We start from the raw sequence: 25,612 nt of genomic DNA on the forward strand, positions 1-25,612 counted from the left end.
GATACTGCTGCGCGTTTTTGTCCACGGAGACGCGCAATGCGCATGATGCAACGTTGTACCCCGCTGTTGGCTATCGTGGCGATGGCAACGGGTTGCCTGATGTCTGGCCCGGCGCATGCTGCGGTCAACAGCGATGCCCCCAAAACCTGCGCAGCCCCCGATGCCGGTTACACGGTCGAGCGCAGCGTGCGCGGCCCGATCGGCAAACCCGACACGGTCGATGTCTGCGTCGACGTGCTCACGCCCAAGAACAACCCGGACGGCGACCGCCGCATGCGCTTCTATACCGGCGGCAAATTGTCGCTGGCCAGTAACGACATCACCATGTGCCAGGAGTGCGGCGGCATGATCGCGGACCCGCTTGTTGCGCTGGAGATCAAGCGCGGCTCGCTGTTCGTGAGCAACCTGGGTGGCTCGCGCGAGCGCTGGGGCGAAGACTGGGTATTCACGATGCGGGACGGCCGCTGGGTCGTCGCCGGCTGGACCCTCCACTCACGAGACACCATGACGGGCCTGCAGGAGCGCTACAGCGTCAATGCCCTCACCGGGGAGGTGCGCTCCGACTACGTGCCGCCCGACAGGCCCGAACCCGACGACACGAGCAGCAAGCGCCCATCGCATCTCACCTGCACGTTGCCTAACGCATGGCGCACGCCGGCGATCGACCAACTCGCCAAGATCCGCACGCACGGCTGGGACTGCGCCAAGCTGGCCAAGTCGAAGTGACCGCCTGACAGGCACATGCCTTGCAAATGACAACGGGCCGGTAGAACACCGGCCCGTTGTCTTTGCTGCGACGGATTACGTCAACCCGCGTTGGCCACCGGCGCGCGATCGCCGATCAGGTTGCGCAAGTGCTGCAGCAACTCCTCTTCGTTGTACGGCTTGCCGAGGTAGACGTTCACGCCGATCTCCGCGGCATAGCGGCGGTGCTTATCCGCCGTACGCGAGGTGATCATGATGATTGGCGTGGCGCCGATACGCTCGTCGGCACGCACGTTGCGCGTGAGGTCGAAGCCGTCCATGTGCGGCATTTCGATGTCGACCAGCATGGCGTCAGGCGTGATCTCCTGCAGCTGACGCAGTGCATCCACACCGTCACGCGCCAGCACGGCCTGATAGCCCGAACGCGTGAGCAAACGCTGCGTGACCTTGCGCACCGTCAGCGAATCGTCGACCACCATGACGATCGGCTGCGTGGCCAGGCCCGGCACGGCATCCGTGCTGCCACTGCGCGAGAGTTCCGCCACGGCGCCGGTGGTTTCCTGATCGCCATGCGGCAAACCGAGCGCAGCGGCTTCACGCTCGAAGCGTTGCGTGAGCACGACCGGGTTGTAGATCAGCACGATCTCGCCGTCACCCAGCGTGGTCGCACCGGCAATGCCTTCCAGACGCGCAAGGTGCGGGCCGATGTGCTTGACCACCACTTCACGGTTGCCGATCACTTCATCGACATGCACGGCGGCGCGGTCTGCACCGCTGCGCACCACCACCGCCGGCGAGTACTTGCGGCCACCCGCGACAGGCTGCGCTTCTTCGAGCAGCGCGCCGAAGTAGTGGAACGGCACCGGGCCGGTCGGCAGTTGCAGCGCCGCAGCGTTGTAGGCCTCGGCCAGCGCTGCGGGGCGCAGTTGCTGCACGTGGTCGATCATGCCCGACGGGATCGCATACACGCGCTCACCCACACGCACCAGCAGCACCTGGGTAATGGCGGTGGTCAGCGGCAGGTGGATGGTGAAGCGCGTGCCGACTTCCGGCGTGGTCTGCAGCGAGATGCGGCCACCCAGGGCCACTGTCTCGGCACGCACCACGTCCATGCCCACGCCACGGCCGGCCAACTCCGACACCTGATCGGCGGTAGAGAAGCCCGGCGTGAAGATCATCTCTGTGAGGCGTGCGTCGCTGGCCTCTTCGTCCGGCGCCAGCAGCTGGCGCTCCAGCGCACGGGCGCGGATGCGGTCGAGGTTCAGGCCCCCACCGTCATCGACAAAGTGCAGCACGACTTCGTTGCCTTCCTGCTGCACTTCCAGCGTCAGTTCACCAGCGGGGTTCTTGCCTTTGGCGCGGCGCTCGTCGGCGGATTCGATGCCGTGCGCGACGGCATTGCGGATCATGTGCTCCAGCGGGCCGCCCATGCGGTCCAGCACGCTGCGGTCCAGTTCCACCGTACCGCCTTTGATAAACAGGCGGACTTCCTTGCCGGTTTCCGACGCGGCCTGACGGGCCACGCGGTACAGACGGTCGGCCACGGTATCGAACTGCACCATGCGCGCGCGCATCAGGCTGCGCTGCAGGCCGCGCGTGAGGCGTGCCTGCGTTTCCAGATCGAGCGAGGCCTGATCGAAACCGCGGAACAAGTTCTGCTGCACGGTTGCCACGTCGTTGACGGACTCGGCCATCATCCGCGTGAGTTCCTGCAGGCGCGTAAAGCGATCGAACTCCAGCGGATCGAAGGCTTCGGCGTGCGCTTGCGCGTCAGCAATGCGCGACTCCATCTGCGTTTCGGCCTGGATTTCGATCTCGCGCACCTGCGAGCGCAGACGCGCCACGTTGTCGTTCAGTTCCGACAGGTAGGTCTTGAGCGCATCGACTTCCGATTCCAGACGCGCACGCGCGGCACCGACTTCACCCGCATCGTTGATGAGCGAGTCGAGCGCTCGCGCCTGCACGCGCACCATGGCGCGCTGGCGTTCGGCCACTTCCAGCGCGTCGGCTTCTGCGCTGCGCGTGCCGGCCAGGTCAACGTTGGTGGTGGTGGCCACGGCCGGCAGCATCGACGTGCCGGGCACCGCCTGGGTTTCATCCTGCGCCTGCGGGGCTTCCGCAGCTTCAGCCAGGCCGGCATCGAGCGACAGCACCTTGCCCGAGCCCAGCGCATCGACGTGCGCCTGGATGCGGTCGAACCACATGTAGAGCTTGCGGAACAGCGCGTCGTCCACGCGGTTCTGGCGCAGGCCGCTCTCGATGGCACTTTCCATTTCGTGCGCAGCCTGACCCAGCGTCATGGCGCCCGCCATGCGAGCGCTGCCCTTCACGGTGTGCAGGTTACGCAGCAGCAGGCCGGATGCAGCGCGATCCTGCGGCGCGGCTTCCCATGCGCGCAGGTGCTGGCCGAGTTCGGGCAGCGCAACGTGCGCCTCTTCCAGGAAGATTTCCAGCAGCGCCGGATCGAGCGCGTCAGCCGGCGCCTGGCGAACCAGCTCACCGACAGCCGGTTCGGCCACGGGCGCGTGATAGGCCGGTGCGAGTTGCACCAAGTCCTGAGGCTGCTGGAGTTGCGCAAGGACGGGTTCGTCCGCCAGGCCAGCGGTTTCGTTCTCGGCCTGAGCGATCTCGACAAAGGCTTGCGGCGCAGGCTCCAGCGGCAATCGCGGACGCACCAGCACGCGCTCGCACAGCTCGTCTAGACCGCGGCGCAGCGGCTCGTCAGCCTCCGGCCAGACGCTGGCGGCAAACTGGTGCAGCATGCCACGCATGCGTTCGACCGCCTGGTCGAGCAGACGGAAGTCGCCCGGGTGCATGGCCACCGGACGGCTGTTCAGGTTCAGCAGCACCTGCTCCAACGCATCCGCCAACTGGCGTACGGGCTCCAGTTCGACCACGGCGGAGCTGCCTTGCAGCGTGTGTGCGGCGCGCAGGGCCAGCTCGCTCGGCGGCGTACGACCTTCGTGGCGCCATTCCGAGAAATCCACGCCCAGGCGGCGGATCAGATCATCGGCTTCCTGCAGGTAGACGTTGTACAGCGCCACGCTCACGCGCACGGGGCCGATGACCTTCACGCCATCGTCGTGCGGTGCTTCTTCCGCTGCGCCGGTCTGCGCAAACGGGAACGGGATCACCTTGGCATCGCCATCGATAGCGTGTGCCGGTGTTTCGAACTCCGTGTGCGGCGTTTCGGGCTCGACGCTTGGAGTCTCAGACTCAGCGGGCGGGGTTCCGGACTCGACATTCGGGGTTTCGAACCCGGCCTGCGAAGTTCCCGACGCGACATGCGAGGCGTCGAACTCGGCGTGCGACGTTTCGGACTCGATGCTCGGGGTCTCAGACTCGGCGCGAGAGGTTTCCGACTCGACATGCAAGGCTTCGTACCCGACGTTCGAGGCTCCGAACTCGGCAGGCAGCGTTTCGGACTCGACGTGAGGCGCTTCGGGCTCTGCGCTCGGGGTGTCGAACCCCGCGTGCTGCGTTTCGAGAGCAACGATCGGCGCTTCGGGCTCGTGCGCGACAGGAGTGTCTTCCCAGACCAGGGAAGATGCGTCATTGGCCGGCTCGGCAGCCTCCACCAAAGCAGCCACGGGCTCCGCCGTCGGTGCGGGCGTTTCCTGCACGGCCTCCAGCCAGACGAACGGACCACCGTGGCGCACGCGCTCGGCGGCGGCAACAAGCGGCTCGATCGGGTGATCGGCTTGCGGCGATTGCGCAATGGCAGTCGCCCACGTCGACAACTCGGATTCCGCGCGGGTGAGCAGCGCAGCCAGATCGTGCGAGGGCACGCGGCTCTCCGCCAGCCACACGTTCATCACCTGCTCGATGGCCCATGCGGCCTCGCCGTAGCGGGTGAGGCCAACCATGCGGCCCGAGCCCTTGAGTGTGTGGAATGCGCGACGCAGTTGCGTCAGCAGGTCAAGGTCGGAGCCCGCGGCCAGGCCGCCGGAGCCTGCCTCGGCCGCGGCGTGCAGCGCGTGCAGATCGGAGCGCACCCCCGCCAGCACTTCTTCGGCTTCGGACAGGAAGATGTCGAGCAGTTCGGCATCGATGGATTGCGTGTCGCGTGCAGCGGCGGCTGGTGCGGGTGCAGCTTCGGCCGGTGCAGCAACCGGTGTGGCCAGCGCAACCTGCAGGCGTTCCAGCGCGCCGGCGCTGCCAACCTGCCATGCGTCAAATTGCGCCAGCGCCTCTTCCAGACGGCGGCGACGTGCCGGGTCGTCGTCAATGGCGGCAGCGTCGCGCGCTTCCTGCAGCGCGGTACGCAACTCGGCGGCCAGCGGGTCGGTCGGGTCCACCGGATGCTTGGCGAGCAGGCGGTCGAGCAGCGATTGCAGCGGCGATGCGACGTCGGCGGCAGCCGCATGCTCTGCGGCGTGTGCGTCGGCCTGCGTTTGACGGCGGGCCAACATGCCGGATTCTGCGTCAAAGGCAAATTCGTGCCAGGCGGTTTCGCGCTCGGTTGGCGTGAGCGTACCTGCGATGACGATCTCGTCGATCTGCGTGCCGGTCAGTTCAGTACCGGCCGACAGCGCATCAAGGAAGCCCTGCAGGCCGCTGGCGTTGGCAGCCAGCGCCCCCAGATAGCGTTCGCGATCAGCACCCGCGCCCTCGCCTGCCGATTCCAGCGCGGCAATGGTCGATTGGGCGGCCTGGGTGGCGTGCACGGCCTCGTACGCATCCATGGTGGCAAAGGCGCCCTGCATGTAGCCGAACAGGCGGCTGGCCTCCTGCAGGCCTCCGCTTTGCTCGCCCTCGCGCTCAAAGGCGTCCAGGTGTGTTTCGGCCGAGGCCAGTTGCGTCTGCAGCGCGCGTACCTGCTCGGCGCGCGTACGGCGTTGTGCGGTTTCGTCAGCCAGCAGGGACAGCCAGGCCGGTGCGGGGACGGCGTCGCCGGCTTGGGTGGCACGGACTTGCTCGGCCAACTCGGTGCAGCGGGCGGCAAACCACGCGCTGCGCAGGTCGCCGGACTCACCATGCAGTGCCCACGGACGGGCCAGCATGCGCGAGAGGAACTGCAGTGTGGGGGCGATGTCGCGGCCGTGCGCTTGCGCCAGGCGCTGCGACAGATCCTGCAGCGCGGGCTGGCCCAGTGCCTCGGTATGCAGCGCGAGCGTCTGCAGCGCGGCGTCGGTTTCCTCGGCGTCGGGCTCGGCTTGCTGGCTGAGTGTTTCCAGGGTGCGGCCCACACGTTGCAGCGTATCGGTGGCATCGGTCGGCAGCAGCGCGTAGTACTGGCGCGTATGCAGTGCACCGGCAGGCGCGTGCGTGGGCGGAATTGCAAAGGCTTGCACGCAGGCAACGATGTCCGGACCCAGCGTGTCGTCACCCACCGGCGTGGCGGGCGCATTGCTGTAGGCCATGCCAGCCAGCAGATACAGTGCGTCGGTCAGCAGGCCCTGCGGCAGGTGGACGTTGTTGTGCGAGTACTGGCGCAGCAACAGGTTGACGCGCGCAGCCAGACGCTTGGCGGTCATATCGGCCGGCACCAACCCGGCACGCAGCGCGCCGAAGGTCAGCGCCAGCACGAGCCACAGATCGCGCTGCAGATCGTCGCCGGCACGGCGCGGCTCACGCTCAAGCGCGCGGATGCCGTGCAGCAGCTGCTCCAACGGAGCATACGCCGCGGCAGCAGCGGCCGGATCGGCCTGTGCGCCTTCAGCACCGGGGGCCGGCGCACGTAGCGCCGTCAGCAGCGCGAGTTCGAATTTGCGGCGCAGGCGGGCCAGCCCCGGCAGATCACGAGACGGCAATAACAGCGCCGGCAGGTGACGCAGTTCGTCGGCCCACAGGTCCGCCGGATGGATGCGTTCTTCGCCCAGGCGGGCGAGCACGGCTTGATACGGTTGGAACAGGCGCAGCGGCTCTTCGGCCATGCCGGCCATCAGGTCGGCCACATATTCCTGCAGTGCCTGTACGGCACGCGAGAACACGTCCAGCGTATGTGCATCGGCCTGCACGGTACCCGCATCGACCGCTTCGAGCAGGCGCTTGGCGGCCTGGCAATACACCTCGATGCCGCGTAGGCCGACGATCAACAGCGCGCCGGCGGCCTGGTGCAGATACTGGCCGGCCAGGCGCAGCGACGTGGTATCGCGCGCACCGATGACTTCCGGATTGGCGATGACATCGGCCGCATATTCGCCGAACTCGCGTACGGCATCGTCCAGCGCGGCGCGCATGTTGGGCGCAACCCAGGCCAGCGCGGAGAGATCACGCGCAGGCACAGCAGACTTCGGGCCGAATTTCGGACCCCCGGCAGAGACTCCAACCGCCTCAGGCGAGGCGGATTCGGGCTGGGCGGAAGATTGATGACGCATGTGTGCTTCCAAAATGCAGTTGGCGGTTGCCGCTTGGCACTCCCGCCCGAAATCCAGTGCCGACGATGGACCTTAACGCCGTGACGTCAAGCAGTGACGAAACTTAAGCGATACGGAACCGTGCCACCGAGTCACGCAGCTCTTCAGCAAGCTGCGTGAGCTGGCGCACCGACTGCGCGGTCTGGCGCGTACCCGTCGACGTCTGTTCCGTGATGTGCAGAATCTGTTCGATGTTCTGCGCCACGTCAGACGCCAGCGTCGCTTCGTGCGAGGTCGTCTGCGAAATGCTTTCAATCAGTTCGGCAAGCTGGCGTGACACGCGGCCGATCTCCACCAGTGCGGCACCGGCGTTATCGGACAGCTTCGCCCCTTCCACCACCCCCGCCGTGCTGCGCTCCATGGCGTGCACCGCGTCTTGCGTATCGGTCTGAATCGTGCGGATCAGCGCACCGATCTGCTTGGCTGCCTCGGCAGAACGTTCTGCCAGGCGCTGCACTTCCTCTGCCACCACCGAGAAACCGCGACCGGCTTCACCAGCGGACGCCGCCTGAATGGCTGCGTTCAGTGCCAGCACGTTGGTCTGCTCGGTAATGTCCGAGATCAGCTCCACGATTTCACCAATCTCCTGCGACGATTCGCCCAGGCGCTTGATCCGCTTCGAGGTTTCCTGAATCTGGTCACGGATGTCGTTCATGCCCGTGATGGCGTTCTGCACAGCCTGCTGACCTTGCTCGGCAGCAGCCAGCGAGGCGCGTGCAACGTTGGCCGATTCAGCAGCGCCGCGCGAGACCTGCGTAATGCGGTCTGCCATTTCCACCACCGACTGGCCGGTCTGGCGGATCTGGCGGGACTGTTCTTCCGATGCGGTCACCAGGCTGTCCGACGTGGTCTGCACTGCCGACGATGCCTGCGTCACCTGCTCCGCCGTCTTCTGCACCCGGCCGACCAGCTCGCGCAGTTCTTCCACGGTGTAGTTCACCGAGTCGGCAATGGCGCCGGTAATGTCTTCGGACACGGTGGCCTGCTTGGTCAAGTCACCGTCTGCGATGTCCTGCAGCTCGTTCATCAGACGCAGAATGGCGGCCTGGGTGGAATCGTTGTTGCGCTTTTCCACCATCCGGCGTTCTTCGGCTTCACGCTGACGCGCTTCTGCTTCCATCGTACGCACACGCGAATCGCGCAGGTACAGGGCAGCCAGGCCGGCCAAGCAGACCACGGTCAGGATGGCCGACAGCACCACCGCACCCAGGGTGAGCGGGCGGTTACGCACGCTGCTCGAATACGCAGATTGCAGATCCGACAGTTCGGCGCGCAGCTTTTCGTTGTCGTTAAAGATCTGCTGCTGGGCGCGCTTGGCGGCGATCAGGCCCGGCAGGTTTTCCAGAATGATCTGCGTGGTCTTCTGCACGTTGTCGAAACGGGTCGACAGCTCTTGCAGGTAGCCCTTGGTCTCGGGGTCGGTCGCAGGCGACAGGCGCAGCGCTTCCGAGCCGTTGAGCAGGCCGTTCAGGGTTTCGCGGAAGGTGTTGGTGTCCTTGCCGAGCAGGAACGCCGTTTCCGGGTTCACGCCTTCACCGGCCAGGAACTCGTTCATGTTCTTACCCAGACGCTGCGTCAACATCACGAGCTGCGACGAAGCGGCCACTTCACGGGCCGGCGCGTTGGTCTGCAGCTTCATCGACGAGATCTGCTCGGCTTCTTCCAGCAGCTCGGGGTTGGACGCGTTGAACACGTTCAGCGTCTTACCCACCGCCACCAGGGTCTTCTCTTGCGACAGCACGGCCTGCGCGCTCTTGTCGCTGCGCTTCCATTCGTCGATCGCCTTGTCGAGCAGCGCTTCTGAGTCGCTGCCGGTCGTGGCACGCACGCCGCGATCGGCGTTACCGTTCTTCAGGGCTTCAAGGTTTTCCTGCAGGCGAGCACGGCTCTCCTTGAGCTGCGTAAATGCGTTGACGTTACCAAGCAACGCCACCGGAACCGCCTTGGCCAGACGTTGCGAGTGCATCAGCGTGTCACCCGCAATTTCAATCTGCACCGAGCCGTTGTTGGCCTGGCGGTTATCCAGGTACACCGACGTCAGCAGGGCCAGCAGGCCGACCACCAGGCCGATCGTGAACACCCGCTGCTGCGCGGCAAACGGCACGCGCTCCATCCAGCCGACCACGGCATCCATTGGCGTGCGGCCCAACTGCGTGGGCGAGCCAGCGGGATTGTCGTCATCCACGTGGGGGTTATCCAACTGCATGGAGGCGGCTGATGCGCCCTCCGCTGCAACCTCCGGCGCCCCTGCCTGACCGGCACGGCGACCTGCGTTGAACCACTTGAACCCCATAGGACCCTCTTGTTTTGTCGATGCGGCCGCCCCGTTTTCCCGAGATCAGCAACATGGATTTCCCGTCCGCGGCCTCGCCTTGTCTTGCCCGGCGTGGTCCGCACCTTCTGCAGTGCATATCGGCACAAAATGGCGCGTCCTGTTGCCGCACCACGCACCGCATCTTGCCCCTTGTGCCCATCCGCTCCCGTTGCGGATGAGCCCAATCTTTTCTTGTTCGTTGCCCAGCCAATCCTGCGGCCGGGTCTTGCACTACGGTTGCCGCACGCCTTAAGCGCGGGTGCGGCCCACCTGCAGGAAAGCCGGTTCGGCCAGCAAGCGGCGTACATCCATTTCGCGCCAGAGCGTGCCCTGCGCATCGCGCCAGGCGCGGCCTTGCCATAGGCGGCTCTCGTCCTGTGCGGCCTCGACCGGCTGCAGATCACTCAGGCTGCGCAGCCCCGCCACACGCGGCACGACGATCGCGCACGCGCGCTGCGGGTCTTTGGACAGCACCACGATCTTGGCGCCGGCACTGCCCGCCGTCGGCGTTTCGCCGCAGAACAGGCTGAAATCGATCACACCCAGCAAGTTGCCCCGCGCATTCACGAGGCCCAGATACCACGGCTGCGTGAGCGGCACGCGTGCGGGCGGCTGGTAGTCCAGCACCTCGCCCGTATCCGACAGCGACAGCAGCCAGTGCTGGTCGCCGATCTGCACGCCCAGGAAGCTTTCTGTCGACGACTTGGCGCGCGCCTCTTGCAGGCGCCGTGCCAGCATCGTCTGGTATTCATGCAGGCGCTGGCGGGAGGTCAGGTTGGTGCGCGGTTCGTTCACGTCTGGCTCTTGTCCGTGGTGTTCCGGGTCGGCGGCTGGCCTAGCTTATTGCGGCAGCTTGGCGATCTTATCCAGCAACTCTTCAGCCTTGACCGGCTTGACGATGTAGTCCGACGCGCCCTGGCGCATGCCCCACACGCGGTCGGTCTCCAGCCCCTTGGTAGTGCACATGATCACGGGAATGTCTTGGAAACGCTCGTCCTTCTTGATCGCTCGGGTGGCCTGGTAGCCGTTCTGGCCGGGCATCACCACGTCCATCAGGATCAGGTCGAAGGCTTCGGATTCGAGCTTGGTCATGGCCTGCTCGCTATCGGCCGCAACCGTCACCTTGAAACCGCCCTTGCCGAGGATCTCCGACAGGTGCAGCGCTTCGGTCGGGGAATCATCGACCACCAACACTTTCTTGATTGCCATACAAACAGTCCTTCGATTAGAGAGGTGCCGTCATTGCGCAGCGCCACGAGACTCGCTCGCCGCCGGCAGATGGGTCTGGACCGCCTCCAGCAGCGCTTCCTTGGAGAAAGGCTTGGCGAGATGGTCCACCGCCCCGACCGACCGGCCGCGCGCGCGGTCAAAGATACCGTCGCGCGAAGACAGCATGATCACAGGCGTGGCATGAAACTTCGGGCTTTTCTTGATGAGCGCGCAGGTCTGATAGCCGTCCACATTCGGCATCAGGATGTCGCAGAACACGAGATCGGGCTTCAGATCGCCAACTTTGGCCAAGGCGTCAAAACCGTCCTCGGCCAGTACGACCTGGCAACCGGCCTGGGTCAGGTAAATCTGCGCGGTACGGCGGATGGTGCTGGAGTCATCGATGACCAGCACTTTGCAGCCCGAAAGGGGTGAAGGGGAATTCGCCAGCGGGGAACTCGCCAGCGGTTGGGATTCGGTCAGTTGTTCCACCCGCGCGGATTGCATCTTGTTCTCGCCTACGCGACTACGGCGACCACGGGTCGCCACGACATTCTGACCGGATGGATCGCGGCAAATCGACGCGCGGCGTGCCCCAAAAGTGCTGCAAGGGCCCACGCTGGCGACGACTTCAAAACTACGCCCCCCGGCCCGCTTATGAAGTGTGAAGCTCAGAATTTGACGAAGTGTGACAAGTCACCCATCTGCCGTCAATGATGCCATCAATGGCGCCGGCCCTTAGCCGAGCGCCTGTGGCATGGAAGCGACGAGCCTGTTCATCGAACCGTCACTTCCTGATATTTGGCTGTCGGCAAGAGGGCAACCGCTCACTTGCCGACCAGAGACAGGTCAGATCCGGCTCAGATCTGCACCATTTCGAAGTCTTCCTTGCGCGCGCCGCACTCGGGGCACGTCCAGTTGATGGGCACGTCTTCCCACTTCGTGCCGGGCGCGATGCCGTCATCCGGCGCGCCTTGTTCTTCGTCGTAGATCCAGCCGCAAATCAGGCACATCCACGTCTTGAGTTCGGTATTGGTATCGCTCATAGGGTAAAGCTTCGGTGGGTTCCGTCTATTAAAATGGCAGGCCAGATGGTACCGAATCACGCCCGTGCGCGCCAGAACAGGCGCCGGACAAGCAACGTGTTTGACTGCATCCAACATGGATCTGCGTCAAACCACCGCATAATCGCCGCAAAACCGCCTTTAAACCGTGCCGCAGCGTTGTTCTGTGCGGCACCTCTCTCCTTCAACTGCATCCATGTCGACCTCCTCCCGCAGCGCTGCCCTGTTTGAACGTGCCCAGAAGACCATCCCCGGCGGTGTGAACTCGCCGGTACGCGCCTTCCGTTCGGTGGGCGGCACGCCGCGCTTCATTGCCAAGGCAGCCGGCCCTTACCTGTGGGATGCCGATGGCACCCGCTATATCGACTACGTGGGCTCGTGGGGCCCGATGATCGTTGGCCACGCACATCCGGACGTCGTACGTGCCGTGCAGGAGGTGGCAGCCGACAGCTTCTCGTTTGGCGCCCCGACCGAGGCCGAAGTCGTCATGGCCGAGGAAATCTGCAAGCTCGTGCCGTCGATCGAGCAGGTGCGGCTGGTGTCGTCGGGCACCGAGGCCACGATGAGCGCGCTGCGTTTGGCGCGCGGCTTTACGGGGCGTGACCTGATCGTCAAGTTCGAGGGCTGCTATCACGGCCACGCCGATAGCCTGCTGGTCAAAGCTGGCTCGGGCCTGCTGACGTTTGCCGATACGACGCAAAACGCGCCCTCCTCCGCCGGTGTGCCCGAAGACGTGGTCAAGCACACGATGGTGCTGCCCTACAACGACGTCGACGCGCTGCGCGAGGCCTTTGTGCGCCATGGCAAAGACATCGCCGCCGTGATCGTCGAGCCGGTGGCCGGCAACATGAACCTGGTGCGAGGCAGCGCCGAGTTCCACCAGGCCATGCGCTCGCTGTGTACCGAGCACGGCGCTGTGCTGATCTTCGACGAGGTGATGACGGGCTTCCGCGTGGCGCTGGGTTGTGCGCAGTCGCTGTACGGCATCACGCCGGACCTGACGTGCCTGGGCAAAGTCATCGGTGGCGGCATGCCGGCCGCAGCCTTTGGCGGCCGCCGCGACATCATGGGCTTCCTCGCGCCGCTGGGCAGCGTGTATCAAGCGGGGACGCTCTCGGGTAACCCGCTGGCGGTGGCAGCCGGGCTCACCACGCTGCGCCTGATTGCGGCTGATGGCTTCCATGATCGGCTGGCTGCGCAGACGCGCAAGCTGGTGGATGGGCTGTCCGAGATTGCCCGCGAAGCTGGTGTGCCATTTGCCGCTGACAGCGTCGGCGGTATGTTCGGGATCTACTTCCGTGAAGGCGTGCCAACCAGCTTTGCTGAAGTGACCAAGAGCGATGTTGGGCGCTTCAATGCGTTCTTCCATGCCATGTTGGCTGAGGGCGTGTATCTGGCGCCTTCCGCGTTTGAGGCTGGATTTGTGTCTGCCACGCACGATGATGCGATTCTGGATGCGACGTTTGCTGCGGCTCGGAAGGCGTTTAAGGCTGTTTGATTGTTTGTTGATGGTTGGGCCTTGGTGGTTCACCCCTGTTTCATCCCCTGCCGGGGCTGACTCACTTTCTTTGTCTTGCCAAAGAAAGTAAGCAAAGAAAGGCGCGCCCGATGCGGCGAAAGATTCCTTGAATTTATGTCGCAAGGAGGGAGAGGAGGCAAACTCGCTACGCTCAAACAGCCTCCTCTCTTTTTCCTCCTTGCAACAGAAATTCAAGGCGCCGCATAGGGCAGGGAAAGTCAAAGGCAAAAAGACAAACCATCTGGGCGCCAGCCGAAACGACAAAGGCCAACCTCGCGAGGGGTTGGCCTTTGTCTTTTGACGTTAGGCCCTTGATCGCGCCTTGGATTTTTGTAAGCCGGCGGAAAAAAGACGGGAAACTGTTTGAGCGCAGCGAGTTTTTCCCGTCTCCGCCCGGTTATGAAAATTCAAGGAGGGGGTCGCCATCTCGGGCGCGCCTTTCTTTTGCTTACTTTTCTTTGGCAAGACAAAGAAAAGTGAGTCGGCCCCGGCAGGGGACGATACCGGGGATGGACCACCAGCAAAAAAACTCAAACCCGCCCAACCGCCTCTACCAACTCCCGCCCCAGCGCCGCAGAAGCCGCCACCATAGGTGCCCGCAGCACATTCTTCACCTGCCCCTCGGCAGCCAGCCAAGCCTTCAACGGCCCAGGATTGGTCGCAGCAAACAACAACCGAATCACCGGCGCCAGCGCATGATGCAGCCGCCGCGCGTCATTCAGCCGCTGCTCCTGCACCGCCCGCACCATCTCCACAAACAGCTCCGTGCGGACGTGCGCGGCCGCGATGATGGCCCCGACGCCGCCCGCGCACAGCGTGCCGAACACCTGCGCATCTTCCCCTGCCAGCACCTGCAACCGCCCATCGGCGATCACGCGTTGAGTCTTGTCCGCGTCTCCACCGCAATCCTTGATGCCGTGAATGTTGGGATGCGCGGCAAGCGCGAGCAGCGTTTCGGCGTCGATGCTCGCACCCGTGCGATACGGAATGTCGTATAGCAGTACTGGCACGGGCGAGGCGTCGGCCAGGGCAGTGAAGTACTCGATGATCCCGTCCTGCGACGGGCGGATGTAGGAAGGTGCTGGGATCAGAAACGCGGCAGGCTGGTGCTCGGCGAGCCTGAGCACGCGCTCACGCACGGGCGCCAGGGCGCTGCCCGAGACGCCCATCACGACAGGCAGCCCATCGGCCGCGGCGCGTACCGTATCGAGCACGTCGGCCTGCTCTTGATCGGAGAGCGCGGCAGCCTCACCCGTACTGCCGCAGGCCACAAAACCAGCAACACCCCGCGCGCGATATCGCGCCACTAATGTATACAGCGCACCGTAGTCGACCGAGCGCGTCACATCATTGGCAAACGGCGTGACGATGGGCACCCAGATGCCTGCATACGACGGACGCGCGCTGGGGGAAAGATGGGTGGATGGGTTTTCAAGCACGACAACACTCCTGGACGAATCAACGACCGATCAAGAACCATCAGGAGAGCATCGGGAATGCAGGGCCCGCGAGATGCGGGTAAGAGGTCAACCGTGTCTAGCGTATCGGTCAGCCGCTGTTCCGTCGCCCATCTGACGGAACAGCGCTCCGGTCAGACGAGCGGCTGTTTGGAGGCTTTTTTTGCGTGCGCACGCGTCGACGCGACCGACTGGCTGAAGGCCGGTGCGATGCAAATCGACGAAGCAAAGGAAATCGCGCGCATGGAAATTGTCAAAAAAGTCCCCATACCGTACTGATGTGTGACCGAGGCGTCAAGCGCATAGGCTAGAGTTCGCTGGAACGCCATGAGACGATGTCGGTCTCATGCCACATTGTTTGTCTGACTGTCTGATCACGAGGTACTCATGACCGCTGCCCTGTCTGTTCGTTCGACGCGTTTTTCGGTGTTGCGCTGGTTGGCGCTGTCGCTGGCCGTGCTGGCCGCGCCGTTCCTGTCCGCCTGCGGCTACAACGATTTCCAGTCCAAGGACGAAGCTACCAAGGCCGCCTGGGCCGAGGTCGTCAACCAATACCAGCGCCGTGCTGATCTGATCCCGAACCTGGTCAATACGGTCAAGGGCTACGCCACGCACGAGAAGGACACGCTCGAAGCCGTGACCAAGGCACGCGCCGCTGCCACCAGCTTCCAGATCACGCCCGAGGTGCTCAACGATCCGGCGGCGTTCCAGAAATTCCAGGAATTGCAGGGGCAGCTTTCCAGCGCGTTGTCGCGCTTGATGGCGGTGTCGGAAAACTATCCGCAGCTTAAGGCCGATCAGTCGTTCCGCGATCTGCAATCGCAGTTGGAAGGCACCGAGAACCGCATCACCGTGGCGCGCCAGCGCTACATCAAGTCGGTGCAGGACTACAACGTGCTGGCCCGTAGCTTCCCGACCAACCTGACGGCCAAGGTGATGGGCTATCAGGTCAAGCCGAACTTCACGGTCGAGAACGAGAAAGGCATCTCCACCGCCCCGGCGGTGAAGTTCTGACGAGCTGACGATCATGTCGATGCGCGCGCGTGCTTTCTTCGCCCTCCTGCTGACAGCGGCCCTCTGGCTGACTACCGCACTGCCTGCGCGCGCGCAGAGTGACGAGGTGGCCGTGCCGCCGCTGGCTGCGCGCGTGACCGACCTGACAGGCACGCTGTCTGCCCAACAGCGCAGCGCGCTCGAACAGGTGCTGGCCGACTACGAGCAACAGCGCGGCAGCCAGATTTTCGTGCTGATGGTGCCTTCTACGGCGCCTGAACCCATCGAGGCTTACGGCATTCGCGTGGCGGATGCCTGGAAGGCTGGCCGCAAGGGCGTGGATGATGGCGCCATCATCCTCATCGCCAAGGACAACCCGGTATCACTGCGCAAGATGCGCATTGAGGTGGGACGCGGGCTGGAGGGGGTGCTGACCGACGCGCAATCGAAGCGCGTCCTGCAGGATGTGATGGCACCGCACTTCCGCCAGGGCGATTTTTACGGCGGGCTGTCGGCAGGCATTTCCGCTATCCAGACCATCGTTGCGCAAGAGACCCTGCCGCCGGCCGAGCGCGCAAAGCGTCAGCAGGCCGACGGCGGCATCGGCGATTGGCTACCGGTGCTGTTTCCGCTGGCAATCATCGTGTTCTTTGTGCTGAGCGCGGCCATGCGTTCGGGCGGGCGCGTCACAGGCAGCCTGCCCGGCGGCCGGCCCGGCACGCGCGTGGTGATGGGCAACCGTGGCTGGGGCCCGGGCACCATCGGCGGGCTTGGTGGTGGCATCGGTGGCGGCTTGGGCGGCGGCTGGGGACGCGGCGGCGGTGGTTTCGGTGGCGGCGATTCCGGCGGCGGCTTCGGTGGAGGCGGCGGTGGCGATTTCGGCGGCGGCGGCGCCTCCGGCAACTGGTGAGCGCAATCACGACCATGGCATCTCAAACCCGACACCATCGCGGCGCACGCCGTGCCCTCACCCACCTGCTGACCACCTCGTCGCACGCCAAGCGCGCCTTTCCTCCGGCCGATCTGCAAAAGCTGGAAGCCGCTGTGCGTGAAGGCGAACAACGCCATCGCGGCGAAGTGCGCGTCGTCATCGAAAGCTCGCTGCCGGTGCGCGATGCGTGGGCAGGCGTCACGCCACGCCACCGCGCACGCACGCTGTTCGGCCTGCTGGAGGTGTGGAACACGCGCGAGCACGTGGGCGTGCTGCTCTACATCAACCTGGCCGACCACGCAGTTGAAATCCTGGCCGACCACGGTATCGCCGCCAAGGTCGATGCACATGCCTGGCGCACGGCCTGCGAGACCATTACGCGCGGCTTTGCTCAGCGCGTGACGATGGCGCCGGTGCTGGAAGCGCTGGCGCAGATCAACGACATCCTCGCCGCCCACGCCCCCGCTGATGGCACCCCACGTGCCAATGAGCTGAGCGACCGTCCGCTGGTGCTGTAGCGGTTCTCATTTGCGGTAGCAGCGATGTCCATTCGGATGTCGCTTTTCTCGCGTTTTCCTCGCACTTTGGGGGTCGTGTTTCAAAACTGAAACGGTTTTGACGCCCCTGCCCGCGCCCACGCTGTCGGTCGCCTGCCTAATCCTTCCGTACGACGATACCGAGGCCGAGGCATCGGGTGTCGGGATCAGGCAGTGGTTCCGCTGTAGGCCACCTCTCCGATCAAGCGCTCCTCTCTTCCTGCAAGACGTGCCGCAAGTCGCGTCGCGCTCACACCGCGCTAGGTGATTGCGGCGCGTTGCATCTTGTCTCGGCAAGGTCCCCCTTGTTTCAGTAATGCACGAACGGCCGCCGCTGGCACGGCTTCGGGGTTACCCCTGTCTTTTTGCGATGCACAACACGTGCACGTCACTTTTACGTTTGGATTTTGCGCAAACCGCGTGTGCGTGATCGTTTGCTAGGTCGTGTGCGGCACAAAGTGTCCGTAACGCGCGGGATACATGCGCAGGCCAACTGCCTGGGCTGGATGCGGGGATTCCTGCCCAGCCCAGGAAAATCAAGGACTTAGCAGCAATGGCACGGTCGTCGCTCTTATGCTCGCGCCGACATAGCCAAGCACTGTTCTGGAAAGACAGGACGAAACAGGCGAATCACCTGAGGGGGTGGGCCATGAAAACCATCAACAAACACAGCAAACACCGACCAGCCGGTGCCTCCAGCGTGGAATACGCGCTGCTGCTGGTCATGGTGGCCATTGTGCTGGTGGGTGTCATGGCAAGCGTCGAAGGCAGCGTGGGTGATTTTTGGAGCAACGCGGCATCAGTGTTGATGGCACCTGGCGGGTTCGGTTGATGGGGCTCGTCGGGAGGTGGTTCGGGTGGTTGAGATTCAAAGTCCGGGCAGCAGACGCAGTCGCGCTACGGACCCGGTAGCAAACAGCGCTTGCCACACATGAGCGGCGCAGCAAACAGAACAGAAAACGGTACGGGGAAGTTGTAGACGCGCTGGCACAGAGATGCCAGCCGATCGCGGGGACCAGCCAAGTGGCCGGGAGCGCCTGCGATGAACAGAAGTTGTTGCACTTTCAGGCGTGAGCCGGTTCCTGGAGGAAGCATGGACCGGCCCACGGCGCCCAATGGGCAGACGCTGCTATGCGGCGATGTTCGGGCGAGAGCGCACCGGCAGCCATGCCGGTGCAATCCCTGAGAACTGGTGAAGTCGGGGGAGCCTCTTGTCAGTTCGTGCTCTGGAACATGCCGGTCTTGTATCGGTATGGCACCGGTTGTGCGCACGCGATTCCCGGAACCCCTGGTTTGGCCTTGGCCGGCTTGTCTGGCCAGAACGCAGCGCCCGAACTTCAGCGGAGCGCAATCCTTGAACCATGACGTGAGGAGATTGACATGAAAGCCATGATCAAGCGTTTCGTGCGCGAAGAAGACGGTGCGGCCGGCGTGGAATACGCACTGCTGCTGGCCTTTGTGGCACTGGTGATGGTCACCTACGGGACCACCGTCAAGACCGCGGTCGGCGCCATCTGGAATTCGATCGCTACCCAGCTGTCGACGGCCGCCGGCTGAGCAGTGCGAGTCCGCCCAGATCGGGTCCGGCAGCACCGGACCTGATCCGGTCAGACATACGCTGGCCCGCGGCACTCCCGATGCCGCGTGGCACAGCCAGAACAAACACCCGTGAGGAACCTGAGATGACCACCATGACAAGCCTGAGTGCCTTGGCAAACCTCAGCCTGATCGTGCTCATCGTGATTGCCGCAGCGAGCGACGTGCGCTCGCGCCGCATCCCGAACTGGCTGGTGGCTTCGGGCCTGGTGGCAGCGCTCCTCGCGCAATGTCTCACGCAAGGTCTCACCGCGGGCGCACTCGCCTGGCTGGGTGGTGCCGCCGTGGGCATGGGACTGTGTATCGGCATCTACCTGCTGGGTGGCATGGGTGCCGGCGACGTGAAGCTGATGGGCGCGATCGGCGCCTTCATGGGGCCGTTCGGCGCCTTTCACGTTGCCTTCGTGAGTTTTCTGGCGGGCGGTGTACTCGCGCTCGCCATGGTGTTGCTGCGCCGTGACGCGCAACGCTCGTTTGCAGGGGTTTCAACGCTGCTGCTGTCGCTGCCGTTTGGTGGCAAGGCGGTGCCTTCACCGGAAACGGGCGGCAAGCGCAGTGGAACGATCCAGTTGCCGTACGCGGTGGCGTTTGCCGCCGGAACGCTGCTGGTGAAGTGGGGAGTGTTGTAAGCCGAGGGGGAACACTGGCGCGTGCCGAAGCGCTGCAAGACAGCACACGGTGTCGCCGCTTCAGGTCTGAAGGGATGAACACCATCAGGCACGCGCCAGATACGCAATGCAGTCAAGAGCCCGCAAGCAGGGGCCCGAGTTGGTCAAACGGGGGAGAAGTGAAATGCGCCAATGCAGTCGCACCATCGGGCAAGCCAGGGTCTGCGCGGCGCCGCATCGCCACGCATGTGGTCCGCGTCCGGACTGGCATCCACCGCCCTCCCCATCTCGTCTCCTGGCCGACCGGCGCCTTGGCCGGCCCTGCATACCCGCTACGTGCCTTTGCACCCGGTGGCGGTGGGATTGATGAACAACTGAGTGGGGTTGGGAAATGAAAAACCTTCGCATCCTTTCCATGCTGCTGATCGCCACGATCGCCGGCTTGGCGGCGGTGATCTTCGCCTCGCGCTGGCTCACGCAGCAAAGCAGCAACGGCATCACCAAGGTGGCGGTGGCCGCAGCCGATATCGATCTGGGCCAGCGCCTGTCGCCGGACTTCGTCAAGGTGGTGGATTGGCCAACGTCCAGCCTGCCGCCGGGCGCTGTCACTGACGTGCAAGCGCTCAGCGGCCGCGTGGTCCGCACCAGCCTGACGCGCGGCGAGCCGGTGCTCGAATCCAAGCTGACACCGCAAGGCACCGCGGGCGGCCTGTCGGCAGTGATTGCCGACGGCAAGCGCGCCATCACCGTGCGGGTGAACGATGTGGTGGGCGTGGCCGGCTTTGCACTGCCGGGCAGCTACGTCGACATCATCGTCAACACCATTCAAGACCCCAAGGACGGCAAGACAACTGGGACTGATCGCTCGGACCAATCCATCTCGAAGATCGTGCTGGAGAAGATCCTGGTACTGGCCGTCGCGCAAGAAGTGAACCGCGACGACACCAAACCCAAGGTCGTCAACGCCGTCACGCTGGAAGTCACGCCTGAGCAAGCCGAGAAGCTCGACCTCGCACGCAGCGTGGGCACGCTTTCTCTGGTGCTGCGCAACCAGATCGACCCGCAACCCGCTGATACCAACGGCGCCACCAAGAGCACGCTGCTCAAGGAACCGGCGATCACGGCAGCAGTGGCTGTGCCGGTGGTCCGTACGGTGCAGGTGGTGCATCGCGTGGCAGCAGCACCGCGCGCACCGGGCAACTGCGTCGGCGTGCTCGCCGGTGTGGACCACGGCAGCGAGTGCTTCTGAGCGGCCAAGCTGCGCACCAACGCAACACACGGGACGAACAAAACAAACGCAAGAAAAGGAAGAACAGACCAAAGGCTCCAGGAAGAGAGCCCCGGCACGGTCACAAGCATCTGACAACGGACCTTGTCACGCAGAACAACCAATCTGGGGGATCAACATGAACCGACTCATCAAGCATCGCGGCGAGGCACGCTGCATGGGAACGTACATGAAGGCGACTGCCGTGGCAGTGGCCATGCTGGGGGAGATCTGGGTAGGCACGGCGCACGCGCAAGTGGGCGTCGAGTCCGCCATCCTGAACAACAACGCAGCCGCGCCCACCAAGCCGATGCACATGTCGGCCAGTGGTCCGATCCAGGTCACCATCGGCAGCCCGGCCACGGCAGAAGCCAACCGCGAGTCGGCCGCCAGGGGCCCCAACTGCACCGGGGCCATGCGTGAACACAGCGAGGTGACGGTGCCGATCGGCAAGTCGACGATGGTGCAGTTGCCTGAACCGGTGCGCAATCGCACGGTGGGCAACCCGCGCATCGTGCAGGCCATGCTGGTGTCACCGCAAACGCTCTATGTGCTGGGGCTGGATGTCGGCTCCACCAACATGATCGTGCAAGGCCGCAGCGGTTCATGCACGGTGATTGATGTGTCGGTTGGGGCAGACCCGGCCGGTCTGCAAGCCGCGCTCCGTCGCCTGGTACCGGGTGCCAAGAATGTCGAGGTCTCTGCCGCTGCCGACAGCATCGTACTGGGTGGCACAGTCAGCGACTCCGTGCAGGCGCAAAAGATCGTGGACATCGCCAACGCGTTTGTCACGCGCCAGGCCCGCAGCCCCGTGCGTGACGACCAGGGCGCCGCCGGACAGCAGACCGCCGGCCAGATGAATGCCGGCGGCCAGAACGGCGGACCGCTGCGCAGCCCGCGCATCATCAACATGATGGCGGTAGAAGCGCCGCAGCAGGTCATGCTGGAAGTGAAGGTGGCGGAAGTCTCCAAGACCCTGATCGACCAGATGGGCTCGGCGCTCAACGTCAACGGTGCGTTCGGCAGCTGGACGGTGGGTGCGCTCGCCAACTTCCTGTCGGGGTCGAACGACATCGTCAACTTCAGCAAGAACAACCACCTGCCGCTCAAGTTCTCGCTCGACGCGCAAAAGGGCGATGGCCTGGTCAAGGTGCTGGCCGAACCAAGTCTGATGGCCATCAGCGGCCAGGAAGCCAGCTTCCTCGCAGGCGGCAAGGTGTTCATACCGGTGGCACAGGGTTCTCCGGTGGGCGGCGTCGCCACGGTGATCCTGCAGGAAGAAACCTTCGGCGTGGGCCTGCGTTTCACGCCCACCGTGATGGAGAACGGCCGCATCAACCTGAAGGTCTCGCCGGAAGTGTCGGAGCTCTCGCCAACGGGCGTGGCCGTAACGGCACCCAACAGCAACAACACGTCGATCCTGCCGCTCATCACCACGCGACGCGCGTCGACCACGCTGCAGGTACATGACGGCCAGAGCTTCGCTATCGGCGGGCTGATCAAGAACAACATCACGGGCAGCCTGAATGCGATCCCGGGTGTGGGCGAGCTGCCGGTGATCGGCGCCCTGGCACGCAGCACCAGCTTCCAGCGCGACCAGACCGAGCTGGTGTTCGTTGTCACGCCGCACCTGGTCAAGCCGTTGCCGGCCAACTATCCGCTGCCGACCGACAGCTTTGGCTCGACCAACACCGGCGAGATCCTGATGAACGGCAACATGGAAGGCCACCCGGCAGCGCCCGCCAAGGCACCGGCCGCCACCGCCGCGCCCACTTCAGCCCTGCCGGCACCCAAGGCCCCGCAAGTAATGGACGCCGCGGCCACCCCTGTACCCGTTCAAACGCCAGCCCCCACCGCAGCCGCACCTGCTGCACCAGCAACACCCGCCGCACCTGCCGCAAAAGAAGCACAGGCCCCCGCAGCCGTCACAGCGCCGGCCGCACCTGCCAACAACGACGCACCAGCAGCACCCACGGCAGCCGCACCAGCACCCGACACGCGCCGCTTTGTGTCGATGGGCGAACAGCCCTTCCATGACTGACCCGAACGCACTGATTCTGCAAGGAGACGATCATGAACATCACTGCAAAGCTGACGCGAGCGGGACTCTGCGGCGCAATCGCCCTCACCGCCCTCACGCAGGCAGGCTGCATGACTTCCACCCCGGTCTACGACCAGCACTTTGGTGAAGCCGTACGCACCCTGCGTGCCATGCAGACGCTGAACCCCGATGCGGGGTCCAACACCGATCCGGTGATGGGTGTGGATGGGCGTGCGGCCACGGCTGCCATGGACCGCTACAACACCCAGTTCACCAAACCGCAGGCCGACGTGAGCGCCTTCGCGGTGGGCGTGGGCAGCGGCAGCAGCCTGGACTCCCAAAGTCGGTAACCGGAACGGCGCGCCGCCGCATCGCACTTGCCACGCGCGCGGCGCGCCACCAGACGCTCACAGGAGCAAGGTCATGGCCAAGATCGCTGTCGTATCCGCCGATGAGTCTCACCTGCAGTACCTGGCAGGGCTGATCGCACAAGCCTCCAACCACGCCGTGCAACGGACGTGCGCTGCCCCGGCTGAGGTGCTCGGCCAGCCCGGGCTCGGGCAAGGCGCCGACCTGCTGATCCTGGAAGCCGCCGCCTTTAGCGCCGATGACATTCAACAACTGCGCCGCCTGACAGCCGACCGCCCCGACACGCTGTGCATGCTGCTGACGCAAGCCCCTTCAGCCGACCTGCTGATGCGCGCCATGCGCGCCGGCGTGCAGTGCGTGCTGCCATGGCCACCCGAGGCAAACGAGTTTCGCGAAGAGTTGCAGCGCTGCACCAGCCATGCACTCTCGAGCACGCGCAATGATGGCCAGGTGCTGTCGTTTCTCTCGTGCAAGGGCGGCAGCGGCACCACCTTCACGGCGGCCAACTTTGCGCATGTGCTGAGCGCTCGCCACGGCAAGCACGTGCTGCTGGTCGATCTCTGCCAGCAATACGGCGACGCCGCCTTCGTGGTGACCGACCAGACGCCGCCCGCCACACTGGCCAACGTGTGTAACCAGATCGACCGGCTGGACGCCGCACTGCTCGACACGTGCGTCACGCACGTCAGCGCCGACTTTGACGTGCTGGCTGGCGCCGGCGACCCGATCAAGGCCGGCGAGATCAAGGCGACGCACCTGGAACACATCCTGACGCTGGCTGCATCGATGTACGACGTAGTGGTCTTTGACGTGGGTCAGGACATCAACCCGGCCTCCATCGTGGTGCTGGACCACAGCAACGTGATCTACCCGGTGCTGCAGCTGCAGCTGTCGTACCTGCGGGCCGGCCGCCGCCTGATGGAGATATGCCACTCGCTCGGCTATCGCTCGGAGCGCCTGCGGCTGGTGGTCAACCAATACGACAAGCGCATGCCGATCACGCAGAACACCATGGAAAGCGCCTTCGGCATGGCGGTGGCGCACACCCTGCCCTACGACCCGGGCCCCGTGCGCGACTCGCTCACCCAAGGCATTCCGGTGCTGCAAATGGCGGAGAACAGCCCGATCACCCGCGCACTGGTGGACATGGCGCGCCAGCTCTTTCCGGCGACGCAGCCGCAGCGCGATGGCCTGCTGCGCAAGCTGTTCGGCCATGCCAATCAAGTGCCGGCACCCGTGCGGGCCTAACCCAATACAAGCATGGAGCGCATCATGTCACTGCGAGAACAACTCTTTCAGCAAGCCGGCGAAGCGCTGCCACAACGCGTCGCGCAAGCGAACGGCTCGTCCGGTTACACCAGCGCTGCCTACCAGCAGGTGGCGCAAGACGTGCACCAAATCATCATCGACCGGGTGGAGCTGAGCCGCCTGCAGCAGCTCACACCGGAACAGATCAAGCGCGAACTGGCGCAGTTGGTCGAACACATCATCGATGAAGGCAAGCACCAGCTCAACGAGGTGGAGCGCCGCCGGCTGGTCTCCGACGTGCAGGACGAGATGCTCGGCTACGGGCCACTGGAGCCGCTGCTGGCCGATCCGACCATCTCCGACATTCTGGTCAACACATATAAGCATGTGTATGTGGAACGCCGCGGCAAGCTGGAGCTGACCAACGTCACCTTTCACGACGACGCCCACCTGATGCGCGTGATCGAGAAGATGGTGTCACGCGTGGGCAGGCGCATCGACGAATCCAGCCCCATGGTGGATGCCCGCCTGCCGGACGGCTCGCGCATCAACGCGATCATTCCGCCATCGGCCATTGACGGGCCGCTGCTGTCCATCCGGCGCTTTTCGGTCAACCCGCTCACGATTCAGGATCTGGTGAACTTCCGCACACTCACACCGGAGATGGCGCAGTTGCTCGATGCGATGGTCAAGGCCAAGCTGAACATCCTGATCTCAGGCGGCACGGGCAGCGGCAAGACGACGCTGCTCAACATTCTCTCGGGCTACATCCCGGCCGACGAGCGCATCGTCACCATTGAAGATGCGGCAGAACTGCAACTGCGTCAGAACCATGTGCTCCGGCTGGAAACCCGCCCTGCCAACATCGAAGGCCGGGGTGAGATCACGCAGCGCTCGCTGGTCAAAAACGCTCTGCGCATGCGCCCCGACCGGATCATCCTGGGCGAAGTGCGCGGTGCAGAAGCGCTCGACATGCTGCATGCGATGAACACAGGGCATGAAGGGTCGCTGGCCACCATCCACGCCAACACCCCGCGCGACGCACTCACCCGGCTGGAGAACATGGTCAGCATGGCCGGCCTGCAACTGCCGCCGAAAACCATGCGCCAGCAGATCACCTCCGCACTGACGGTGGTGGTGCAGGTCACGCGCCTGACGGACGGCCATCGCAAGCTGGTGAGCATGCAGGAGATCACCGGCATGGAAGGCGAAGTCGTGAACATGCAGGAGATTTTCACCTTCCGCCGCAAGGGCATCGATTCTGACGGCCGCATCAAGGGCCACTTCTGCGCGACCGGTGTCCGGCCGAAGTTCTCTGAACGCCTGCAGGCCTTCGGCATTCACCTGCCGGAATCGCTATACGACCCCTCAGCGCAGTACGAGGTCTGAAGGAGAA

Annotated in this window: 21 protein-coding genes; 14 read left to right on the forward strand and 7 right to left on the reverse strand. The window is 64.5% G+C overall.

The window, feature by feature from the left end:
• Nucleotides 1–36: 36 nt before the first annotated feature.
• On the forward strand, nt 37–726 hold the full coding sequence (locus tag R2N11_RS02260; protein WP_316679967.1) for a hypothetical protein: 690 nt from the start codon (nt 37–39) through the stop codon (nt 724–726).
• Between the two features lie 80 nt (nt 727–806).
• Here the strand turns inward: R2N11_RS02260 and R2N11_RS02265 are convergent, their stop codons facing one another.
• The 6 genes from R2N11_RS02265 to R2N11_RS02290 all read right to left on the reverse strand — a co-directional run bounded on the left by R2N11_RS02265 (nt 807) and on the right by R2N11_RS02290 (nt 11,633).
• Complete coding sequence (locus R2N11_RS02265; protein WP_316679968.1) at nt 807–7,025, reverse strand: Hpt domain-containing protein; 6,219 nt, start codon at nt 7,023–7,025, stop codon at nt 807–809.
• Nucleotides 7,026–7,128: 103 nt separating this feature from the next.
• Nucleotides 7,129–9,357, reverse strand: coding sequence for a methyl-accepting chemotaxis protein (locus tag R2N11_RS02270; protein WP_199030277.1), 2,229 nt, complete (start codon nt 9,355–9,357; stop codon nt 7,129–7,131).
• A gap of 270 nt (nt 9,358–9,627) precedes the next feature.
• On the reverse strand, nt 9,628–10,173 hold the full coding sequence (locus R2N11_RS02275) for a chemotaxis protein CheW (RefSeq protein ID WP_316679969.1): 546 nt from the start codon (nt 10,171–10,173) through the stop codon (nt 9,628–9,630).
• Nucleotides 10,174–10,218: 45 nt separating this feature from the next.
• Nucleotides 10,219–10,587, reverse strand: coding sequence for a response regulator (locus R2N11_RS02280; protein ID WP_316679970.1), 369 nt, complete (start codon nt 10,585–10,587; stop codon nt 10,219–10,221).
• Between the two features lie 30 nt (nt 10,588–10,617).
• Complete coding sequence (locus R2N11_RS02285; RefSeq protein WP_269848307.1) at nt 10,618–11,094, reverse strand: response regulator; 477 nt, start codon at nt 11,092–11,094, stop codon at nt 10,618–10,620.
• Between the two features lie 353 nt (nt 11,095–11,447).
• Nucleotides 11,448–11,633, reverse strand: coding sequence for a rubredoxin (locus R2N11_RS02290; RefSeq protein ID WP_021196743.1), 186 nt, complete (start codon nt 11,631–11,633; stop codon nt 11,448–11,450).
• Between the two features lie 214 nt (nt 11,634–11,847).
• Here R2N11_RS02290 and hemL point away from each other — a divergent pair, with 214 nt between their 5' ends.
• The gene (hemL, locus tag R2N11_RS02295) at nt 11,848–13,149 is read left to right on the forward strand and encodes a glutamate-1-semialdehyde 2,1-aminomutase (protein ID WP_316679973.1); all 1,302 of its coding nucleotides are present in this window, start codon (nt 11,848–11,850) and stop codon (nt 13,147–13,149) included.
• 551 nt (nt 13,150–13,700) lie between these two features.
• Here the strand turns inward: hemL and dapA are convergent.
• Complete coding sequence (dapA, locus tag R2N11_RS02300; protein ID WP_316679974.1) at nt 13,701–14,609, reverse strand: 4-hydroxy-tetrahydrodipicolinate synthase; 909 nt, start codon at nt 14,607–14,609, stop codon at nt 13,701–13,703.
• 93 nt (nt 14,610–14,702) lie between these two features.
• Here dapA and R2N11_RS02305 point away from each other — a divergent pair, with 93 nt between their 5' ends.
• The 12 genes from R2N11_RS02305 (at nt 14,703) to R2N11_RS02360 (ending at nt 25,605) form a co-directional block, all read left to right on the forward strand.
• The gene (locus R2N11_RS02305) at nt 14,703–14,906 is read left to right on the forward strand and encodes a hypothetical protein (RefSeq protein WP_316679976.1); all 204 of its coding nucleotides are present in this window, start codon (nt 14,703–14,705) and stop codon (nt 14,904–14,906) included.
• Between the two features lie 108 nt (nt 14,907–15,014).
• On the forward strand, nt 15,015–15,641 hold the full coding sequence (locus tag R2N11_RS02310) for a LemA family protein (RefSeq protein ID WP_316679977.1): 627 nt from the start codon (nt 15,015–15,017) through the stop codon (nt 15,639–15,641).
• Nucleotides 15,642–15,654: 13 nt separating this feature from the next.
• Nucleotides 15,655–16,530: a TPM domain-containing protein gene (locus R2N11_RS02315; protein ID WP_316679979.1), complete on the forward strand. Its 876-nt coding sequence runs from the start codon at nt 15,655–15,657 to the stop codon at nt 16,528–16,530.
• Nucleotides 16,531–16,544: 14 nt separating this feature from the next.
• Nucleotides 16,545–17,069 (forward strand): TPM domain-containing protein, encoded by a 525-nt coding sequence (locus R2N11_RS02320; protein ID WP_199030382.1) that lies wholly within the window; start codon nt 16,545–16,547, stop codon nt 17,067–17,069.
• A gap of 667 nt (nt 17,070–17,736) precedes the next feature.
• Entirely contained in the window at nt 17,737–17,919 is a 183-nt protein-coding gene (locus R2N11_RS02325; RefSeq protein ID WP_199030383.1) for a Flp family type IVb pilin, read from the forward strand.
• Between the two features lie 548 nt (nt 17,920–18,467).
• A complete protein-coding gene (locus tag R2N11_RS02330; RefSeq protein ID WP_199030384.1) occupies nt 18,468–18,644 on the forward strand; it encodes a Flp family type IVb pilin in 177 nt (58 codons plus the stop codon).
• A gap of 134 nt (nt 18,645–18,778) precedes the next feature.
• Nucleotides 18,779–19,312: an A24 family peptidase gene (locus R2N11_RS02335; protein WP_199030406.1), complete on the forward strand. Its 534-nt coding sequence runs from the start codon at nt 18,779–18,781 to the stop codon at nt 19,310–19,312.
• A 370-nt stretch (nt 19,313–19,682) separates the two neighbouring features.
• Nucleotides 19,683–20,540, forward strand: coding sequence for a Flp pilus assembly protein CpaB (cpaB, locus tag R2N11_RS02340; protein ID WP_316679980.1), 858 nt, complete (start codon nt 19,683–19,685; stop codon nt 20,538–20,540).
• Nucleotides 20,541–20,697: 157 nt separating this feature from the next.
• Complete coding sequence (locus R2N11_RS02345; RefSeq protein ID WP_316679981.1) at nt 20,698–22,599, forward strand: type II and III secretion system protein family protein; 1,902 nt, start codon at nt 20,698–20,700, stop codon at nt 22,597–22,599.
• Between the two features lie 32 nt (nt 22,600–22,631).
• Nucleotides 22,632–22,949 carry a hypothetical protein gene (locus R2N11_RS02350; RefSeq protein WP_199030387.1) on the forward strand — a complete coding sequence of 106 codons (318 nt, stop codon included), beginning with the start codon at nt 22,632–22,634 and terminating at the stop codon, nt 22,947–22,949.
• A 73-nt stretch (nt 22,950–23,022) separates the two neighbouring features.
• Nucleotides 23,023–24,216: a CpaE/TadZ family protein gene (locus R2N11_RS02355; protein WP_316679982.1), complete on the forward strand. Its 1,194-nt coding sequence runs from the start codon at nt 23,023–23,025 to the stop codon at nt 24,214–24,216.
• A 24-nt stretch (nt 24,217–24,240) separates the two neighbouring features.
• The gene (locus R2N11_RS02360; RefSeq protein WP_316679983.1) at nt 24,241–25,605 is read left to right on the forward strand and encodes a TadA family conjugal transfer-associated ATPase; all 1,365 of its coding nucleotides are present in this window, start codon (nt 24,241–24,243) and stop codon (nt 25,603–25,605) included.
• The last annotated feature ends 7 nt before the right edge of the window (nt 25,606–25,612 follow it).

It is taken from the genome of Ralstonia flaminis, from assembly GCF_958415495.1.
GTDB classification, from domain to species: Bacteria; Pseudomonadota; Gammaproteobacteria; order Burkholderiales; family Burkholderiaceae; genus Ralstonia; species Ralstonia flaminis.

Coding starts and splice junctions, on each gene's coding strand:
- R2N11_RS02260 (WP_316679967.1), top strand. CDS start 37: ATGCGCATGATGCAACGTTGTACCCCGCTGTTGGCTATCGTGGCGATG.
- R2N11_RS02265 (WP_316679968.1), bottom strand. CDS start 7,025: ATGCGTCATCAATCTTCCGCCCAGCCCGAATCCGCCTCGCCTGAGGCG.
- R2N11_RS02270 (WP_199030277.1), bottom strand. CDS start 9,357: ATGGGGTTCAAGTGGTTCAACGCAGGTCGCCGTGCCGGTCAGGCAGGG.
- R2N11_RS02280 (WP_316679970.1), bottom strand. CDS start 10,587: ATGGCAATCAAGAAAGTGTTGGTGGTCGATGATTCCCCGACCGAAGCG.
- R2N11_RS02285 (WP_269848307.1), bottom strand. CDS start 11,094: ATGCAATCCGCGCGGGTGGAACAACTGACCGAATCCCAACCGCTGGCG.
- R2N11_RS02290 (WP_021196743.1), bottom strand. CDS start 11,633: ATGAGCGATACCAATACCGAACTCAAGACGTGGATGTGCCTGATTTGC.
- hemL (WP_316679973.1), top strand. CDS start 11,848: ATGTCGACCTCCTCCCGCAGCGCTGCCCTGTTTGAACGTGCCCAGAAG.
- R2N11_RS02310 (WP_316679977.1), top strand. CDS start 15,015: ATGACCGCTGCCCTGTCTGTTCGTTCGACGCGTTTTTCGGTGTTGCGC.
- R2N11_RS02315 (WP_316679979.1), top strand. CDS start 15,655: ATGTCGATGCGCGCGCGTGCTTTCTTCGCCCTCCTGCTGACAGCGGCC.
- R2N11_RS02320 (WP_199030382.1), top strand. CDS start 16,545: ATGGCATCTCAAACCCGACACCATCGCGGCGCACGCCGTGCCCTCACC.
- R2N11_RS02325 (WP_199030383.1), top strand. CDS start 17,737: ATGAAAACCATCAACAAACACAGCAAACACCGACCAGCCGGTGCCTCC.
- R2N11_RS02330 (WP_199030384.1), top strand. CDS start 18,468: ATGAAAGCCATGATCAAGCGTTTCGTGCGCGAAGAAGACGGTGCGGCC.
- R2N11_RS02335 (WP_199030406.1), top strand. CDS start 18,779: ATGACAAGCCTGAGTGCCTTGGCAAACCTCAGCCTGATCGTGCTCATC.
- cpaB (WP_316679980.1), top strand. CDS start 19,683: ATGAAAAACCTTCGCATCCTTTCCATGCTGCTGATCGCCACGATCGCC.
- R2N11_RS02345 (WP_316679981.1), top strand. CDS start 20,698: ATGAACCGACTCATCAAGCATCGCGGCGAGGCACGCTGCATGGGAACG.
- R2N11_RS02350 (WP_199030387.1), top strand. CDS start 22,632: ATGAACATCACTGCAAAGCTGACGCGAGCGGGACTCTGCGGCGCAATC.
- R2N11_RS02355 (WP_316679982.1), top strand. CDS start 23,023: ATGGCCAAGATCGCTGTCGTATCCGCCGATGAGTCTCACCTGCAGTAC.
- R2N11_RS02360 (WP_316679983.1), top strand. CDS start 24,241: ATGTCACTGCGAGAACAACTCTTTCAGCAAGCCGGCGAAGCGCTGCCA.